Annotated in this window: 20 protein-coding genes; 13 read left to right on the forward strand and 7 right to left on the reverse strand. The window is 65.4% G+C overall.

The genetic code is table 11. The annotated features are described in order from the left end of the window. Positions 1 to 91: 91 nt before the first annotated feature. The 3 genes from radA (at position 92) to purF (ending at position 3,740) form a co-directional block, all read left to right on the forward strand. The gene (gene radA / locus PAF18_RS10410) at positions 92 to 1,456 is read left to right on the forward strand and encodes a DNA repair protein RadA (protein WP_271115655.1); all 1,365 of its coding nucleotides are present in this window, start codon (positions 92 to 94) and stop codon (positions 1,454 to 1,456) included. A gap of 42 nt (positions 1,457 to 1,498) precedes the next feature. Continuing rightward, positions 1,499 to 2,137, forward strand: a complete 639-nt coding sequence (locus PAF18_RS10415; RefSeq protein WP_271115656.1) for a CvpA family protein — start codon at positions 1,499 to 1,501, stop codon at positions 2,135 to 2,137. A 115-nt stretch (positions 2,138 to 2,252) separates the two neighbouring features. Continuing rightward, a complete protein-coding gene (gene purF, locus PAF18_RS10420) occupies positions 2,253 to 3,740 on the forward strand; it encodes an amidophosphoribosyltransferase (protein WP_271115657.1) in 1,488 nt (495 codons plus the stop codon). Positions 3,741 to 3,832: 92 nt separating this feature from the next. Here the strand turns inward: purF and zapA are convergent, their stop codons facing one another. The 3 genes from zapA to PAF18_RS10435 form a co-directional block, all read right to left on the reverse strand. Next, positions 3,833 to 4,174: a cell division protein ZapA gene (gene zapA, locus PAF18_RS10425; protein WP_271115658.1), complete on the reverse strand. Its 342-nt coding sequence runs from the start codon at positions 4,172 to 4,174 to the stop codon at positions 3,833 to 3,835. Positions 4,175 to 4,177: 3 nt separating this feature from the next. Beyond that, complete coding sequence (locus PAF18_RS10430; RefSeq protein WP_271115659.1) at positions 4,178 to 4,651, reverse strand: hypothetical protein; 474 nt, start codon at positions 4,649 to 4,651, stop codon at positions 4,178 to 4,180. 121 nt (positions 4,652 to 4,772) lie between these two features. Continuing rightward, the gene (locus PAF18_RS10435) at positions 4,773 to 6,425 is read right to left on the reverse strand and encodes a BCCT family transporter (RefSeq protein WP_434802258.1); all 1,653 of its coding nucleotides are present in this window, start codon (positions 6,423 to 6,425) and stop codon (positions 4,773 to 4,775) included. A gap of 264 nt (positions 6,426 to 6,689) precedes the next feature. Between PAF18_RS10435 and hisB the strand changes: the two genes are divergently transcribed. Further along, on the forward strand, positions 6,690 to 7,277 hold the full coding sequence (gene hisB / locus PAF18_RS10440; protein WP_271115661.1) for an imidazoleglycerol-phosphate dehydratase HisB: 588 nt from the start codon (positions 6,690 to 6,692) through the stop codon (positions 7,275 to 7,277). Beyond that, positions 7,277 to 7,912: an imidazole glycerol phosphate synthase subunit HisH gene (gene hisH, locus PAF18_RS10445; protein WP_271115662.1), complete on the forward strand. Its 636-nt coding sequence runs from the start codon at positions 7,277 to 7,279 to the stop codon at positions 7,910 to 7,912. The genes hisB and hisH overlap by 1 nt, the downstream gene beginning before the upstream one ends. A 68-nt stretch (positions 7,913 to 7,980) precedes the next feature. Here hisH and PAF18_RS10450 read toward each other — a convergent pair whose 3' ends face one another. After that, the gene (locus tag PAF18_RS10450) at positions 7,981 to 8,364 is read right to left on the reverse strand and encodes a DUF2147 domain-containing protein (RefSeq protein ID WP_271115663.1); all 384 of its coding nucleotides are present in this window, start codon (positions 8,362 to 8,364) and stop codon (positions 7,981 to 7,983) included. A 165-nt stretch (positions 8,365 to 8,529) separates the two neighbouring features. Here PAF18_RS10450 and hisA point away from each other — a divergent pair, with 165 nt between their 5' ends. The 7 genes from hisA to aat all read left to right on the forward strand — a co-directional run bounded on the left by hisA (position 8,530) and on the right by aat (position 13,429). Next, positions 8,530 to 9,249 (forward strand): 1-(5-phosphoribosyl)-5-[(5-phosphoribosylamino)methylideneamino]imidazole-4-carboxamide isomerase, encoded by a 720-nt coding sequence (hisA, locus tag PAF18_RS10455; RefSeq protein WP_271115664.1) that lies wholly within the window; start codon positions 8,530 to 8,532, stop codon positions 9,247 to 9,249. Between the two features lie 99 nt (positions 9,250 to 9,348). Further along, complete coding sequence (locus PAF18_RS10460; RefSeq protein WP_271115665.1) at positions 9,349 to 9,549, forward strand: hypothetical protein; 201 nt, start codon at positions 9,349 to 9,351, stop codon at positions 9,547 to 9,549. Positions 9,550 to 9,589: 40 nt separating this feature from the next. After that, positions 9,590 to 10,351, forward strand: coding sequence for an imidazole glycerol phosphate synthase subunit HisF (gene hisF / locus PAF18_RS10465; protein ID WP_271115666.1), 762 nt, complete (start codon positions 9,590 to 9,592; stop codon positions 10,349 to 10,351). Then, the gene (locus tag PAF18_RS10470; protein WP_271115667.1) at positions 10,348 to 10,668 is read left to right on the forward strand and encodes a phosphoribosyl-ATP diphosphatase; all 321 of its coding nucleotides are present in this window, start codon (positions 10,348 to 10,350) and stop codon (positions 10,666 to 10,668) included. The genes hisF and PAF18_RS10470 overlap by 4 nt, the downstream gene beginning before the upstream one ends. A gap of 244 nt (positions 10,669 to 10,912) precedes the next feature. Next, positions 10,913 to 11,443, forward strand: coding sequence for an acetyl-CoA carboxylase biotin carboxyl carrier protein (gene accB, locus PAF18_RS10475; RefSeq protein ID WP_271115668.1), 531 nt, complete (start codon positions 10,913 to 10,915; stop codon positions 11,441 to 11,443). A 7-nt stretch (positions 11,444 to 11,450) separates the two neighbouring features. Then, on the forward strand, positions 11,451 to 12,800 hold the full coding sequence (gene accC / locus PAF18_RS10480; protein ID WP_271115669.1) for an acetyl-CoA carboxylase biotin carboxylase subunit: 1,350 nt from the start codon (positions 11,451 to 11,453) through the stop codon (positions 12,798 to 12,800). Next, positions 12,773 to 13,429, forward strand: coding sequence for a leucyl/phenylalanyl-tRNA--protein transferase (aat, locus tag PAF18_RS10485; RefSeq protein ID WP_271115670.1), 657 nt, complete (start codon positions 12,773 to 12,775; stop codon positions 13,427 to 13,429). The genes accC and aat overlap by 28 nt, the downstream gene beginning before the upstream one ends. On the opposite strand, the gene PAF18_RS10490 is transcribed toward aat, so the two are convergent. Together PAF18_RS10490 and PAF18_RS10495 are read right to left on the reverse strand one after the other, a co-directional pair. Further along, a complete protein-coding gene (locus PAF18_RS10490) occupies positions 13,393 to 13,773 on the reverse strand; it encodes a DUF2155 domain-containing protein (protein ID WP_271115671.1) in 381 nt (126 codons plus the stop codon). The genes aat and PAF18_RS10490 overlap by 37 nt on opposite strands. A 137-nt stretch (positions 13,774 to 13,910) precedes the next feature. Further along, the gene (locus tag PAF18_RS10495; RefSeq protein WP_271115672.1) at positions 13,911 to 14,285 is read right to left on the reverse strand and encodes an NADH:ubiquinone oxidoreductase subunit NDUFA12; all 375 of its coding nucleotides are present in this window, start codon (positions 14,283 to 14,285) and stop codon (positions 13,911 to 13,913) included. Between the two features lie 112 nt (positions 14,286 to 14,397). Between PAF18_RS10495 and PAF18_RS10500 the strand changes: the two genes are divergently transcribed. Next, on the forward strand, positions 14,398 to 14,814 hold the full coding sequence (locus PAF18_RS10500) for a VOC family protein (RefSeq protein ID WP_271115673.1): 417 nt from the start codon (positions 14,398 to 14,400) through the stop codon (positions 14,812 to 14,814). Here the strand turns inward: PAF18_RS10500 and aroA are convergent. Then, on the reverse strand, positions 14,811 to 16,142 hold the full coding sequence (gene aroA / locus PAF18_RS10505; RefSeq protein WP_271115674.1) for a 3-phosphoshikimate 1-carboxyvinyltransferase: 1,332 nt from the start codon (positions 16,140 to 16,142) through the stop codon (positions 14,811 to 14,813). The genes PAF18_RS10500 and aroA overlap by 4 nt on opposite strands. Positions 16,143 to 16,154: the final 12 nt, after the last annotated feature.

Below are 16,154 nucleotides of genomic sequence, written 5' to 3' on the forward strand. Positions count from 1 at the left end.
CCGACATTGGCGTGAGCGGCGGCGTGAGCGGCGTTGCAGAGGCGGGCAGCAGAGCCTTGCCCGGAAGGGGCGGCTCTGCCACAAGCGGCGCATGGCGAAATCTGTCACTTCCTTTATCTGTCAGGACTGCGGCGCGGCGCATCGGAAATGGGCCGGGCGCTGCGAGGCCTGCGGGGCATGGAACAGCATCGTCGAGGAGGCGCCGCTGAGCCAGGGGCCGGGGCGCGGGCTTGGCTCGGCCAAGGGCAAGACCGTGCCGCTGAGCGCGCTATCCACCCATGAGCCGCCGCCGCCGCGCCACGAATCCGGGATGGCGGAATTCGACCGGGTGCTGGGCGGCGGGCTGGTGCCCGGCTCGGCGCTGCTGGTCGGGGGCGATCCGGGGATCGGGAAATCGACGCTGCTGTTGCAGGCCGCCGCCCATTTCGCGAAGCGCGGAGTCGAGGCCATCTATATTTCCGGCGAGGAAGCCAGCGCGCAGGTGCGGATGCGGGCGCAGCGTCTGGGGCTGGCCGAGGCGCCGGTGCGGCTGGGGGCCGAGACGGCGCTGCGCGACATTCTGACGACGCTGGATGCCGAGCGACCCGACCTGGCTGTGATCGATTCGATCCAGACGCTGTGGTCGGACAATGTCGAGTCCGCGCCGGGTAGCGTCAGCCAGGTCCGCGCCGCCGCGCATGAGCTGGTCACCTTTGCCAAGAAACGCGGCGTGGCGGTGATCCTGGTCGGCCACGTCACCAAAGAAGGCCAGATTGCCGGTCCCCGCGTGGTCGAGCATATGGTCGATACGGTTCTGTATTTCGAGGGAGAGCGCGGCCACCAGTTCCGCATCCTGCGCGCGGTCAAGAACCGGTTCGGCCCCGCCGACGAGATCGGTGTGTTCGAGATGACCGGCGGCGGGCTGGCCGAGGTGGCGAACCCCTCGGCGCTGTTTCTGTCTGAACGCGGCCAGCCTTCGCCCGGCAGCGCGGTCTTCGCGGGGATCGAGGGCACCCGCCCGGTGCTGACCGAAATCCAGGCGCTGGTCGCACCCTCGACGCTGGCCAGCCCGCGCCGGACGGTCGTCGGGCTGGATTCGGGGCGGGTGAGCACGATCCTCGCAGTTCTGGAATCGCGCTGCGGCATCCCCTTCGCCGGGCTGGATGTGTTCCTGAACGTGGCAGGCGGAATGCGGGTGATGGAGCCCGCCGCCGATCTGGCCATCGCCGCAGCACTGCTGAGCGCGCGCGAGGACAGCGCCCTGCCCGCGGAATGTGTCACTTTCGGCGAAATCAGCCTGTCCGGCGCACTACGTCCCGTCGCTCAGGCCGAAAACAGGTTGAAAGAAGCGCAGAAACTTGGTTTTTCACAAGCCATCATCCCTGCTTCGCAGAAACTCGACGGGGCGGGCACCATGCGGCTGGACCGGATTTCCGACCTGACAGGCTTTGTCGGCGAGATCTTCGGCGCCGGCTGAACGAGGGAAATGCGGCCATATCTGCCGCGAAAAGGTGGGTATATGGACGGCTTTACCATCATTGACGGCGTTGTCGCTGCCGTCATCATCCTGTCGGCGATTCTGGCCTATGCGCGCGGCTTCGTGCGCGAATCACTCGCGATTCTGGGCTGGATCGGGGCGGCGGTGCTGGCATTCATCTTCGCGGGGACCGTGCGCCCGATGATCGCGCAGATCCCGGTTCTGGAACAATTCCTTGGCGAAAGCTGCGAACTGGCGACGATTGCCGCCTTTGCGGTGGTGTTCGCGCTGGCGCTGGTCCTGTTCTCGATCATCACGCCGCTGTTTTCCTCGGTCGTGCAGCGCTCGGCGCTGGGCGGGGTCGATCAGGGCATGGGGTTCCTGTTCGGGGTCGCGCGGGGCATCCTGCTGGTGGCTATTGCACTTATCGTCTATGACCGGGTGATGGCGACGACGCCGGTGCCGATGGTCGATAATTCGCGCTCGGCCAAGGTCTTCCAGCGCATGACCGGGCAGCTCGACGCCGAGATCCCGCAGGATGCGCCGGGCTGGATCACCAACCGCTACAACCAGCTCGTCTCAGGTTGCGCGGGCGCCGGAATCACCCCGGACGAGGCCGTCGCGCCCGAAACCGATGCGGCCGGTGCCAGTGCAGCCACCGAGAGTGCGCCCGCGAACTGACCCGCGCGGCCTGTCTTTTGTGACATTTTCACGTCATGCCCCCGGCCCGGGGGCGTGACTTTGGGCAAGTTTGCGCCTATCTAGGACCCGACCCCAGACACGCAGGTGAGCCTCCATGCAGCCCTTTCTCGCGCATCCTTTCGACGATGACCGTCTGCACGAGGAATGCGGTGTCTTCGGCGTGATCGGCGTGGCCGAGGCGGCGAATTTCGTGGCGCTCGGCCTGCATGCCCTGCAGCATCGCGGGCAGGAGGCCGGCGGCATCATCAGCCATGACGGCGAGCGTGGCTTCAACAGCGCCCATCGTTTCGGCTATGTGCGCGACAATTTCACCAAGCAGTCGCTGATGGAGACGCTGCCGGGGCCGTTGGCCATCGGTCATGTGCGCTATTCCACGGCAGGCGCGAAAGCCGCGCATATCCGCGATGTGCAGCCCTTCTTCGGCGAATTCAGCATGGGCGGCTGCGCGATCGCGCATAATGGGAATATTACCAACGCCGATTCGCTTCGGCGCGAGCTGATCGAGCGGGGGTCAATCTTTCAGTCGGGCAGCGATTCGGAATGCATCATCCATCTGATGGCGCGCTCGATCCAGCGCAACATCCCCGAGCGGATGAAGGATGCGCTGCGCCGGGTCGAGGGGGCGTTCTCGGTCATCGCGATGACACGCACAAAGCTGATCGGGGTGCGCGATCCGTTGGGCGTGCGGCCTCTGGTCATCGGCAAGCTGGGCGATGACGGCTTTGCGCTGTCATCTGAGACCTGCGGGCTGGACATCATCGGCGCCGAGTTTCTGCGCGAGGTCGAACCGGGCGAGATGGTGGTGATTTCAAAGGGCAAGATCGAAAGCTCGCGGCCCTTTCAGCCGACCGGCTCGCGCTTCTGCATCTTCGAGCATGTGTATTTCTCGCGCCCCGATTCGATCATTGGCGGGCGCTCGGTTTACGAAACCCGACGCCAGATCGGGGTCGAACTGGCGCGCGAAGCCCCGGTCGAGGCCGATCTGGTCTGCCCGGTGCCCGATTCGGGGACTCCGGCGGCGATCGGCTATGCGCAGGAATCGGGGATTCCCTATGGGATGGGGATCATCCGCAACCAGTATATGGGCCGGACCTTCATCGAGCCGACGGACCAGATCCGCAATATGGGCGTGCGGCTCAAGTTGAACGTGAACCGCTCGCTGATCGCGGGGAAGCGTGTGGTGCTGGTCGATGATTCGGTGGTGCGCGGCACGACCAGCCGCAAGATCAAGGATATGATCATCGACGCCGGCGCGAAGGAGGTGCATTTCCGCATCGCCTCTCCGCCGACGGCGTGGCCCTGTTTCTACGGCGTCGATACGCCCGACCGCGACAAGCTTCTGGCGGCGCAGATGACGCCCGAGGAGATGCGGGAATGGATCGGGGTGGACAGCCTGTCCTTCGTGTCGCTGGACGGGCTGTATCGCGCCGCCGGCGAGGCGAAGGGCCGCAACGGCGCCTGCCCGCAATATTGCGATGCGTGTTTCTCGGGAGACTACCCGGTGGCCCCGTTCGACCAGCTTGAACGCGGCTTCCGCATGAAAGCCGGATCCGAGACGGAACAGACCCACGCGGCCGAGTGACGGCACGGGCAGGAGCCTCCGGCGGGGATATTTCCGTCAGGATGAATTCACCCTGATCCAAATATCCTCCGCGAAGCGGGCGGCGGCGGGGTTCAGCCCCGGTTTTCGGCTTGCTGGGCGATATCCTCGGCGCGGGCGGCGAGGTCGGCCATCTTGTCGAGCACGTCCGCCGTGCTGGTGCCGGATGCGGCCGAGCGGGTCCGGGCCAGTTCGCGCTCGGCGGTCAGCGCGCGATCTTCCATCGCATTGAAGCGGTCGGCTAGCATCAAACCGGCCAGCAGCAGCAGCCGGGGTTCCGGCATGCGACCGGCCTGTTCGGTGATCTTTCCGGCCTCTTCATCGAGCAGCGCGGCGGCGCGGCGAAGCAGACGCTCTTCCCCGTCCTGGGCCTGGAGCGTGTATTCCTTGTGGCCGATGGTGAAATTCACATCCATGTCTCAGCCCTCGTTCTGGTCGAATGCAACGACATGACCGGACGCCGGGCTGACATCCTCCGCGAAAGGCGCATCCGAGGCGCGCGGGGCCTGCGCGATCAGCCCTTCCAGCCCGGCCATGATGTCGTCGAGCGCGGCCATCTCGGCGGCGCGGGCGGCTTTCAGCGCCTCGATCTCGGCACGCAGCGCCGGGTCGGAACCGTGCTCTTTGTCCGCGGTCAGATCGGCATTGGCCTGCGATAACGCCTCATTCGCGGCGGCGAGCCGGGCCAATTCCTCGCCGGTTTCGGCGAGACGGCGTTTCAGCGCGGTGTTTTCGGATTGCAGCCGGGTCAGCTCGGCGCTGTCCTGCGCGGCGGCTTCGCCGGGCTGCGGCGCATCGGACTGGGCTTGCGGCCCGGGGCCCCGGTCGAGCGCCTGCTCGATCCGGGCGAGCGCTGCGATGAGGCGCTTTTCGCTGTCCGCAAAACTTGTCATGGGCGATCCCGACGAAAAAACATCAGCAATCTTCTTACAGCACTGTGTCCGAAAAACAAGAACGGGCGGGGAAATCCCCGCCCGTCCGGCACCTGGCTGCGCAGTGGCGCTGCGCAATGGGTCAGCCGCGCGCCTCGCGGCGTTCGGCGATCAGCCCGCTGACGATGGCCCAGCAGGCTCCGAGCAGCACGATGGTGAAGGGGAAGCCCGTCGATACCGCCATGGCCTGCAAGGCGCCGAGACCACCTGCCAGCAACAGCGCGATGGCAACGAGGCCTTCGATGGTGCACCAGAACACGCGCTGCGGCACCGGGGCGTTGACCTTGCCGCCTGCCGCGATGGTGTCGATCACCAGCGAGCCCGAATCGGACGAGGTGATGAAGAACACCAACACCAGCACGATACCGATGAAGGAGGTGATCTGGGTCAGCGGAAGCTGAGACAACATCTGGAACAGCTTCAGTTCCAGCGTCGCATCCGAGATCCCTTCGAAGCCCGCCAGCGTCATCGAGATCGCCGTGCCGCCGAAGGTGGTCATCCACAGCACCGAGATCAGCGCCGGCACGAGCAGCACCGCAATCAGGAACTGGCGCACCGTCCGCCCGCGCGAGACCCGCGCGATGAACATGCCCACAAAGGGTGACCAGCTGATCCACCAGGCCCAGTAGAAGGCCGTCCAGCCGTGGCGGAAATTGTCATCCTCGCGCCCGAACGGGTTGGAAAGCGGGATGAATTCCTGCGCATAGGCTTTCAGATTGCCGAAGAAGCCGCTCACGATCGCCATGGTCGGCCCGACCACGATCACGAAGATCAGGAGCAGGAAGGCGAGAATCATGTTGATCTCGGAGAGCCGCTTCACGCCCTTGTCGACCCCGGCCACGACCGAGAACATCGCCACGGCCGTGATCGCCAGGATCAGGATCACCATATTGGTGTTCGACGCGGTGATTCCGAAGAGGAAATCCAGCCCTGCCGTCGCCTGCTGCGCGCCGAAGCCCAGCGAGGTCGCAAGCCCGAAGATGGTCGCGAACACCGCCATGATGTCGATGACATGACCCGGCCAGCCCCACACACGCTCGCCCAGCATCGGATAGAACACCGAACGCATGGTCAGCGGAAGCCCCTTGTTATAGCTGAACAACGCCAGCGCGAGCGCCACCACGGCATAGATCGCCCAGGGGTGCAGCCCCCAGTGATAGATCGTCGCGGCCATGCCCAGACGGCGCGCGCCCAGCTCGTCGCCCTCGGCCCCGCCAAGCGGCGCCCAGTCGGTGCGCACACCGTTTTCGACGGTGATACCGGCCAGCGAGCTGTCGAAATGGCTCATCGGTTCGGAGACGCCGTAAAACATCAGCCCGATCCCCATCCCGGCCGCGAACAGCATCGCGAACCACCCGGTTAGGGTGAAATCGGGAGTGGCTTCGGGTCCGCCGAGACGGACATTGCCAAGCGGTGACAGGATCAGCCCGACGCAGAGCAACACGAAGATATTGCCGGCGAAGATGAAGAACCAGGCGAGATTGCCGGTCAGCCAGTCGCGCATCCCGGCAAAGAACGGGTCGAGCTGCGTCTGGAAGATCAGCGCGGCGAGCGTGACCGCGATCACCGAGAGCGCCGAGATGGTGAAGACCGGCTTGTGGACATCGAATTCCAGCCGGAAGCTATGGCTGAGATTGTCCTGACCGATCTCGTAATCGGTGTCGATCACCTCGGTCGGGCCTTCCGGCACCGGGATCGGTTCTTCCTCGGTTTCGGGCTCGCGCCCCTCGAGAATGGGGTTCTCGCGGGCAGGATCGCCGGGATATCCGGGATGATCGCGATGCGGATCTCCCGGATGCCGCGCCTGCGGATCGTTCGGATCGGACATGTAAATCCTTTCGTTGGTTAACTTTTACGGCACAGATGCAATTGAGGGTGGCGCTTATGTCACATCCGCGTTGGCTTGGCCACCCGCTCCGCCGCGGAAGGTGAGCGGAAGCATTGGGCTTCCGGCTGCGGCGGCGTATAAGGCGTGAGATTTTGCTGAAGGGTCAGTCCTATGCGCGAGGCGAGCATCAGCCGGAACACGGCAGAGACGCAGATCGAGGTGCGGGTGAATCTCGACGGAAGCGGGGTGTACGAGAACCGCACCGGCGTCGGCTTCTTCGATCACATGCTGGATCAGCTCTCGCGCCATGCGCTGATCGATCTGGACGTCAATGCGAAGGGCGATACCCATATCGACGATCACCACACGGTCGAGGATTGCGGCATCGCCATCGGCCAGGCTCTGCGCGAGGCTCTGGGCGACAAGACCGGCATCCGGCGCTATGGCGCCTTCCTGCTGGCGATGGATGACGCGCTGGTCCGCGCCGCGCTGGATCTTTCGGGACGGCCCTATCTGGTGTGGAATGTCGATTTCCCGACCCAGCAGATCGGGCGGTTCGACACCGAGCTGGTGCGCGAGTTCTTCCAGGCGCTGGCCACGCATGGCGGCATCACGCTGCATGTCGATGCGCTGCACGGGATCAACAGCCACCATATCGCCGAGGCCGCCTTCAAGGCGGTGGCCCGGGCGCTGCGCGAGGCGGTCGAGCCCGATCCGCGCATGGCCGGCGTGCTGCCCTCGACAAAAGGGGCGCTGTGATGCGCGTGGCGCTTGTCGATTACGACAGCGGCAATCTTCACTCGGCTGAAAAGGCCTTTACACGGATGGGCCGCGCGGCGGGGGCAGAGGTGACGGTGACCTCGGACCCCGAAACCGTGGCGCGGGCCGACCGGATCGTGCTGCCGGGTGACGGGGCGTTTCCGTCCTGCAAGGCGGCTTTGGACGCGGTGCCGGGCATGGTCGAGGCGCTGCGCGAGGCGGTCGAGAACCGCGCGGTGCCGTTCATGGGGATCTGCGTGGGGATGCAGATGCTGGCAACGACCGGGCATGAGTATCGCGAGACGCCGGGACTCGGCTGGATCGGCGGCGAGATCGGCGCGATCCGCCCGGCCGATCCGGCGCTGAAAGTGCCGCATATGGGCTGGAACGATCTGCGGCTTCGCGGCGCGCATCCGGTGCTGGACGGGATCGCGGACGGGGATCACGCCTATTTCGTGCATGGTTGGCAGTTCCACCCTGCCGACACCGCGCATCTGCTGGCCGATGTCGAATACGGCGGACCGGTGACGGCGATTGTCGGGCGCGACAACATCATCGGCACCCAGTTCCATCCCGAGAAATCGCAGGAGGTCGGGCTGCGGCTGATCGCGAATTTCCTGAGCTGGAATCCCTGAGCCTGAAAAAAGCGGGCGGTCCAACCGGGACCGCCCGCATGGCTGCCTCTGAAATTCCCTCGGCCGGCTTACTGGATCCTTGCCCAGGTCTGGTTCTTGCAGATCAGGCCACCGGCCACGCAACCCGCAAGATTCATGCGGTCGCCGTTGACGCTCGCCTTGCCGTTATAGATCTTGCCGTCGGCCGGGCGCAGCACCTTGCCCTTGTAATCGCCGCCCCCCTGAGGGGCCATGCCGATGACGATCTGCTTGCCGATATTTGGCGACTGATACTCCGAGGTGCCCTTGAAGCTGCGGGTGATGGTCCCGCAATAGGCGTCGCCGCAAGGCCCGATCTGGACATAGGCAAAGGCGCCCTCATCGGGCTGGGTCTGCCACAGCCCCTCGATCGGATCGGCGGATGCGGCCCCGGCCAGCAGGCCGAGCGCGGCGGCCAGTGCAAACGTCTTCATGGTCTCCTCCCTGAGATCATCGCTTTCGGGGATGAAAGGCCAGGGCGGCGATTCACGCAAGTCTGACGTAGGGTCCCAAAGCTGCTTGACGCGACGGAGGCCGTGCTTGCCCCTGACCCGCCCCTGTGGCAAAGCCCGGCGCAACACGAGACCGGAGCCCGCGCGATGATCCTCTACCCTGCCATCGACCTGAAGGATGGAAATTGCGTGCGCCTGCTGCGCGGCGACATGGAGGCCGCGACGGTGTTCGGCACCGATCCGGCGGCGCAGGCACAAGCCTTCCAGGAGGCTGGCGCAGAGTGGCTGCATCTGGTCGATCTGAACGGCGCCTTCGCCGGCCAGCCGGTGAACGCGGCGGCGGTCGAGGCGATCCTGTCGGCGACCGGCATCCCGGCCCAGCTCGGCGGCGGAATCCGCGACATGGCGACGATCGAGATGTGGCTCGGCAAGGGGCTGCGCCGCGTGATCCTTGGCACCGTGGCGGTCGAGAACCCGGATCTGGTGCGACAGGCCGCTTCCGCCTTCCCCGGTCAGGTCGCGGTCGGCATCGACGCCCGCAAGGGCTATGTCGCGACAAAAGGCTGGGCCGAGGACACCACCGTCGAAGCCGCCGATCTCGCGCGCAGCTTCGAGGATGCCGGGGTGGCGGCGATCATCTATACGGATATCGATCGCGACGGCGCGATGGGCGGGCCGAACATCGCCGCGACCGAGGCGCTGGCCCGCGCCGTCTCGATCCCGGTCATCGCCTCGGGCGGGGTCTCCTCGATGGAGGATCTGACCGCCTTGCGCGACACCGGGGTGATCGCCGGGGCGATCTCGGGCCGGGCCCTTTACGATGGCGCGCTGGATCTCGGCGCGGCGCTGGCGGCGCTGCGCGGCTGATCTCACCCTGAGCGAAATATCCCGGGGGTGAGCCAGCACCGGCTGGCGAGGGGGCAGCGCCCCCTTCCCGCGCCTTGGATCCGCGGCTATGACAGGATTATGCTGATCGACCCGAACCACCCATTCTTCCGCAAGCTCTGGGTCCGTGTGGCCTGTGTCGTGCTGCCATTGGGCTGGGCCGTCTTCGAGCTGTCGCAAAGCAATATCTTCTGGGCGATCCTGTTCGGCGGGGCGGCGGCGGCGCTGTTTCACGCGCTGATCCTGAAGGGGCCGGACGACGATGACGGTCCGGCTCGCTGAGCCCTTCCCTCGCCGTTCCGGGAAGGCTATCTGTCACCCCATGCTGAAGACCCGCATCATTCCCTGTCTCGATGTTGCCGATGGCCGCGTGGTCAAGGGCGTGAATTTCGTCGATCTGGTCGATGCCGGCGACCCGGTCGAGGCCGCCAAGGCCTACGACGCGGCGGGCGCCGACGAGATCTGTTTTCTGGATATTCACGCCACTCATGAGAATCGCGGGACCATGTTCGATGTGGTCACGCGCACGGCAGAGCAATGTTTCGTGCCGCTGACCGTGGGCGGGGGCGTGCGCACGCATCGCGATGTGCGCGCGCTGCTCTTGGCGGGGGCGGACAAGGTGTCGTTCAATTCGGCTGCGGTGGCAAATCCTGACGTGATCGCCGAGGCCGCTGACCGTTTCGGCAGCCAGTGCATCGTCTGCGCCATCGACGCCAAGACCACCGAAGACGGGCGCTGGGAGATCTTCACCCATGGCGGGCGCAGGCCGACCGGCATCGACGCGGTGGCGTTCGCCCGGCTCGTGGCTGAGAAAGGTGCCGGAGAAATCCTGCTGACCTCGATGGACCGCGACGGCACGAAATCCGGATTCAACCTGCCGCTGACCCGCGCCATTGCGGACGCTGTGGATGTGCCGGTGATCGCGTCGGGCGGGGTCGGGACGCTGGATCACCTTGTCGAGGGCGTGGTCGAGGGCGGGGCAAGCGCGGTGCTGGCCGCCTCGATCTTCCATTTCGGCACCTACACCATCGGCGAGGCCAAGGCCCATATGGCCTCTGCCGGCATCCCCGTGAGGCTGACATGAGCGATTACGACGCCTTCGGCCGGCTGGACGCGACCATCGCCGCCCGCAAGTCCGCCGATCCCGAGGAAAGCTGGACCGCGAAGCTGCTGGCCAAAGGCCCCGAGAAATGCGCCGAAAAATTCGGCGAAGAGGCCGTCGAGGCGATCATCGAGGCGGTCAAGGGCGACCGTGACCGGCTGGGCTCGGAGGCGGCGGACGTGGTCTATCACCTCGCCGTCATGCTGGCCTCGCGGGGCCTGTCGCTGGCCGATGTCGCAGACGAGCTAACGCGACGCGAGGGGCTTTCGGGCGTGGCTGAAAAGGCGGGGCGAGGCTGAGCGCCGCGTCACCGCGCGCGGGGCGCGGTTCTGGCCGCAGCATCCCGCGCATGTCGTCCGGCAGATACCATCTCTTGTGGCCGCGCCGCATCGGCGCCCATATTATCGGGTGAAATCACCGCCAAGTCGCGCCGGACGGGCTTGATTCGCCGCCAATTTCCGTTCACTTGGTGGTTAATACGCGGTATAAGCCGCCAATTGATTACCGCGCGTGAGACGCGGGCACAGAAGGCAGAGGATCCTCATGACCGCATTCGGGAAATCCGGCAAGAATCATGAAAGCGACGTCGCGTTCATTCAGTCGCTGGCAGAGCTTCTGAACAGCAGCGAGCTTTCGGAACTCAGCGTCAAGCGCGAATATGGCGAGAATGACCGGCTGACGGTCAGCCTGTCCAAACATGGCAAGCAGCAGATCGTGCAGGCCGCGCCCGCTATGGCGCCGGCCGCACTCGCCCCTGCCCCCGCTGCGGCACCTCAGGCCCCGGCCACGCCGACGGCAACGCCCGGCGCAACCGGCGGCGATGCCGATCCGGCGGATCTGCCCGGCGCTGTGACCTCGCCCATGGTCGGCACGGCCTACCTCTCGGCCGAACCGGGTGCTGCGCCCTTCGTCAGCGTTGGCCAGAAGGTCGCCGAGGGTGACACGCTGCTGATCGTCGAGGCGATGAAGACGATGAACCACATCCCGTCGCCCAAATCTGGAACGGTAAAGCGCATTCTGGTCGATGACGGCACGCCGGTCGAATATGGCGCGCCCCTGATGGTCGTGGAATGAGGCCGGGATGTTCGACAAGATCCTGATCGCCAATCGCGGCGAGATCGCGCTGCGCGTCATTCGCGCCGCGCGCGAGATGGGCATCCGCTCCGTCGCCGTCCACTCGACCGCCGACGCCAATGCGATGCATGTCCGCATGGCCGACGAGTCGGTCGCCATCGGCCCGCCCTCTTCAACTGACAGCTATCTGAACCCCGCCGCGATCATCGCCGCCTGCGAGATCACCGGCGCTCAGGCCGTTCATCCGGGATACGGGTTCCTGTCCGAAAACGCCGCCTTCGCGCAGATGCTGGAAGATCACGGCATCACCTTCATCGGCCCCAAGGCCGAACATATCCGCATCATGGGCGACAAGATCACCGCCAAGGAAACCGCGAAGGATCTGGGCATCCCGGTTGTTCCCGGATCAGAAGGCGGGGTGAACGAGGTCGATGACGCCAAGCGGGTCGCCGCTGAAATCGGCTATCCGGTCATCATCAAGGCTACCGCCGGTGGCGGCGGGCGCGGCATGAAGGTCGCGCATGACGAAAAGGGGCTGGAAGTCGCCTTCCGCACGGCCCGTTCGGAAGCCAAGGCCGCCTTCGGCAACCCCGATGTCTATATCGAAAAATACCTGCAAAGGCCGCGCCATATCGAGATCCAGGTCTTTGGCGACGGCAAGGGCAATGCAGTGCATCTGGCCGAGCGGGATTGCTCCCTGCAACGCCGTCACCAGAAGGTGCTGGAGGAAGCCCCCGGCCCGTCGATCAGCCCGGCAGAGCGGGCGCGTATCGGCAAGATCTGCTCTGACGCGATGCAGAAGCTGGGCTATATCGGCGCGGGCACGATCGAGTTTCTCTATGAGGACGGCGAGTTCTATTTCATCGAGATGAACACGCGGCTTCAGGTCGAACACCCGGTGACCGAAGCCATTTTCGGCGTCGATCTCGTGCGCGAACAGATCCGCGTCGCCGCCGGTGAGCAGATGGAGCTGTCGCAGGACGATCTGAACATCGGCGGCCATGCCATCGAGGTTCGGATCAACGCCGAGAAACTGCCGAATTTCAGCCCCTCTCCGGGCAAGATCACGCAGTTTCACGCGCCGGGCGGGCTTGGCGTGCGGATGGATAGCGCGATTTATGACGGCTATGTCATCCCACCCTATTACGACAGCCTGATCGGCAAGCTGATCGTGCATGGCCGCGACCGGCCCGAGGCGCTGGCGCGGCTGTCCCGCGCGCTGTCCGAACTGATCGTGGACGGGGTGGACACCACCATGCCGCTCTTTACCGCTCTGTTGCAGGAGCCAGATATCCAGTCCGGCGATTACTCGATCCATTGGCTCGAGAAATGGCTATCGGAGAACGCGCCCGCTTGATCACACCGGAACAGATGCTGTGGGGCTATGCCAATGGCATCTTCCCCATGGCGGTTTCGGCGAGCGATCCGGCGTTGCACTGGTTCGATCCGCCCGAGCGAGGCGTGCTGCCGGTGGGTAGGGTCCATGTTTCGCGCTCGATGCGGCGGCATCTGCGGCGTTGCGACTGGCAGGCCACGCTGAACCGGGACTTCATGGCGGTGGTGCGGGGCTGCGCGGATCGCGACGAAACCTGGATCAACGAGCCGCTCTCCCGGCTTTACGCCGCGCTGCATGCCAAGGGCCATGCCCATTCGCTGGAGATCCGCGACGGTGCTGGCGCGCTGATCGGCGGTGTGTTCGGGCTGAGCATCGGCGGGGCGTTTTTCGGCGAAAGCATGTTCTCGCAGCGCGACAATGCGTCGAAAGCGGCGTTGATCTGGCTGTCGGCGCATCTGGCGCAATGCGGCTTTGCGCTGTTCGATACGCAGTATCCGACCGGGCATCTGGTCTCGATGGGCGGTCAGACCATTCCGCGGGTCGAATATCATCGACGCCTGTCAGCCGCGATCAGGCTTGACGCAGATCTTGCCGCCCTGCCCCTTCCCGAACGTCAGGCGCTTTGGCAGCCCAGCACCCAGACATCGTAACGCGCATCGTCGAGCGCAGAGAGGGCCGGGGAAGACGCGATCATCCAGCCGTCAAACAAGGTCGCGCTGCTGTTGCGGTCGGTGATGACAAGCTGCGCGAACGCATCCGAATTCGGGTCCGCAGAGGGATAGCGGCACTCTCCCAGACGGACATTCAGCCGCCCGATATCCGCCGCCTCGCCGGGCGCGAGTTCCAGGTCGGTGAGCTGGCTGGTCACCTTGTCGAGCGCACGCAGCACCGCGCCACTACCACGGCTGGTCTCGACCCCGCTCTGCGCCGAAGCGGGCAGCGCCGCGGCACTGGCGAGCAGGGCGAGGGTGGCGGCGATACTGTTGCGGATCATGGCGGTTCATTCCAGATGTCGGCGGTGTTGCGGCGCGGGGTCATCAGCGCCTGCCGCAGTTACATGCCCGATCCGCAGGGCGTCGGGCAAGTCCCGAGCCCATCCCTCGGGTTCACGAAACCGGCAGCTTGGCGGTATTACTCGGGCTGCCAGGCGTCGTAATCGCTGCGCTCTTTCGGATCGGCGAGATAAAGCGAGGATTTCGGGCGATAGGCCTGCGGGGTTCCGGTCATGTTCATCTGATGCGGAAGCTCCCACTCGCGGCGCGGCAGCGGATTCTTCGTCGGCGGTTCCTTATAGGTGTGGTGCAGCCAGCCATGCCATTCGACCGGCACCCGGCTGGCCTCGGATTCGCCGTGATAGATCACCCAGCGACGTTTTCCGTTCTTTGACTGGTAATAGATGTTACCCTGATCGTCTTCGCCGACCTTATCGCCATGCAGCGCGGTCCAGATCTGAGTGTTCAGCGTCTGCCCTCGCCACCAGGTCAGAATGCGGTCAACGATCCACATGGGCAAGCTCCTTTGCCGTTCCTGCCCTGTCTATGCCGCAAAGCACGCGCCGGGTCCAGAGGTTGGCGGAACCTGTCAGCAAACGGGGCGTTGCGCCCGAGGGAGCGTATTGATGAGCTATTATCAGGGACGATTGATCGACCATATCCATCTGCGCGTGTCGGACTTCGGCCGTGCGCGAGAGTTCTACCAGGCGGTGCTCGATGCGCTTGGCCGCGGGGATTGCAGCGGGCGCGGGCGGGACTGGATGGAGTGCGACGAGCTGATGATCGACCAGATCGCCCCCGGCGAGGCCCCCAGCAGGGTGCATCTGTGCTTTCAGGCCAGCGACCGGAATGCCGTGAAGCGCTTCTATGCCGCGGCACTCGGCGCGGGCGGCAGGGATAACGGCGCCCCCGGTCCCCGCGATTACCATCCGGGATATTACGCGGCCTTTGTTCTCGATCCCGACGGCAACAATATCGAGGCGAAATGCGATGAGCGCGTCAGCAGACGCTCATCCCCGGACATCAGGATCGATACGGATTAACCCAACGCGGCCCCGAGCCCGCGCATGAGCGGCACGAAATCCGGGAAAGAGGTCGCGATGGCGGCGCCGTCATCGACGGCGATCGCGGCTTGCGCAGCCAGACCTGCGACAAGGAATGACATCGCGATGCGGTGGTCCAGATAGGTCTCGACCGGCGCCCCCCCTCCTGGAATGATCCCCTTGCCGTGGACGGTCATGCTGTCGCCTGTCTCGGAAACCTCGACGCCATTGGCGCGCAGCCCCTTGGCCATGGCATCGATCCGGTCGGATTCCTTGACCCTCAGCTCGGCCACGCCATTCATCACCGTGTCGCCATCGGCCATCGCCGCGATCACCGAGAGGATCGGGAATTCGTCGATCATCGAGGCCGCCCGTTCCGGCGGGACACAGACCCCGCGCAGTGCCGAATGACGGACGATCAGATCGGCGACCGGCTCGCCGCCCTCCTCGCGGTCGTTTTCCCAGGTGAGATTCGCACCCATCTCGGCCAGCGTCACGTAAAGCCCGTCCCGCGTCGGGTTGCGGCTGATTCCATTCACCCGGATCACGGACCCCGGCACGATCAGCGCCGCCGCGACAGGGAAGGCCGCGGAAGACGGGTCGCGCGGCACGGCGACCTTCTGGGCGACAAGCTCGGGCTGACCTTTCAGCGTGATGACGCGGCCCTCTTCCGTCGTCTCGGTGGTGATGATCGCGCCAAATCCGGCCAACATCCGTTCGGAATGATCCCGCGTCGGCTCGGCCTCGATCACCACGGTCTCGCCCGGCGCGTTCAGCCCGGCGAGCAGCACTGCCGACTTGATCTGCGCCGAGGCCACCGGGGTCCGATAGCGCACCGGCAGCGCGTCCACGGCCCCCTTGATGGTCACCGGCAGCAGCCCGCCCTCGCGCGAGGTGATCTCGGCGCCGAACAGGCTCAGCGGGTCGGTGATGCGGCGCATCGGGCGCTTCGAGAGGCTGGCATCGCCGGTGAAGGTGGCCGTGATCGGCGTGGTCGCCATCGCCCCCATGATCAGCCGCACCCCGGTACCGGAATTGCCGCAATCGATCACGCTCTCGGGTTCCGCGAAACCGCCGACGCCGACGCCATCGACGATCCATTCACCCGGCCCGAGGCGCTCGACCTTTGCACCGAAAGCCTGCATCGCCTTGGCGGTGTCCAGCACATCCTGACCTTCGAGAAGACCTGTGATATGGCTGCGCCCCACCGCCATCGCGCCCAGGATCAGCGCCCTGTGACTGATCGACTTGTCGCCGGGGATCACAGCCTCGCCGCGCAGCGCATTGCCCGGACGAGCCGAGATCGGTTGGGCGGGGCCGTGAGACATTGCGGGATCCTT

The sequence above is a fragment of the Paracoccus sediminicola genome (genome assembly GCF_027912835.1).
Lineage (GTDB): Bacteria > Pseudomonadota > Alphaproteobacteria > Rhodobacterales > Rhodobacteraceae > Paracoccus > Paracoccus sediminicola.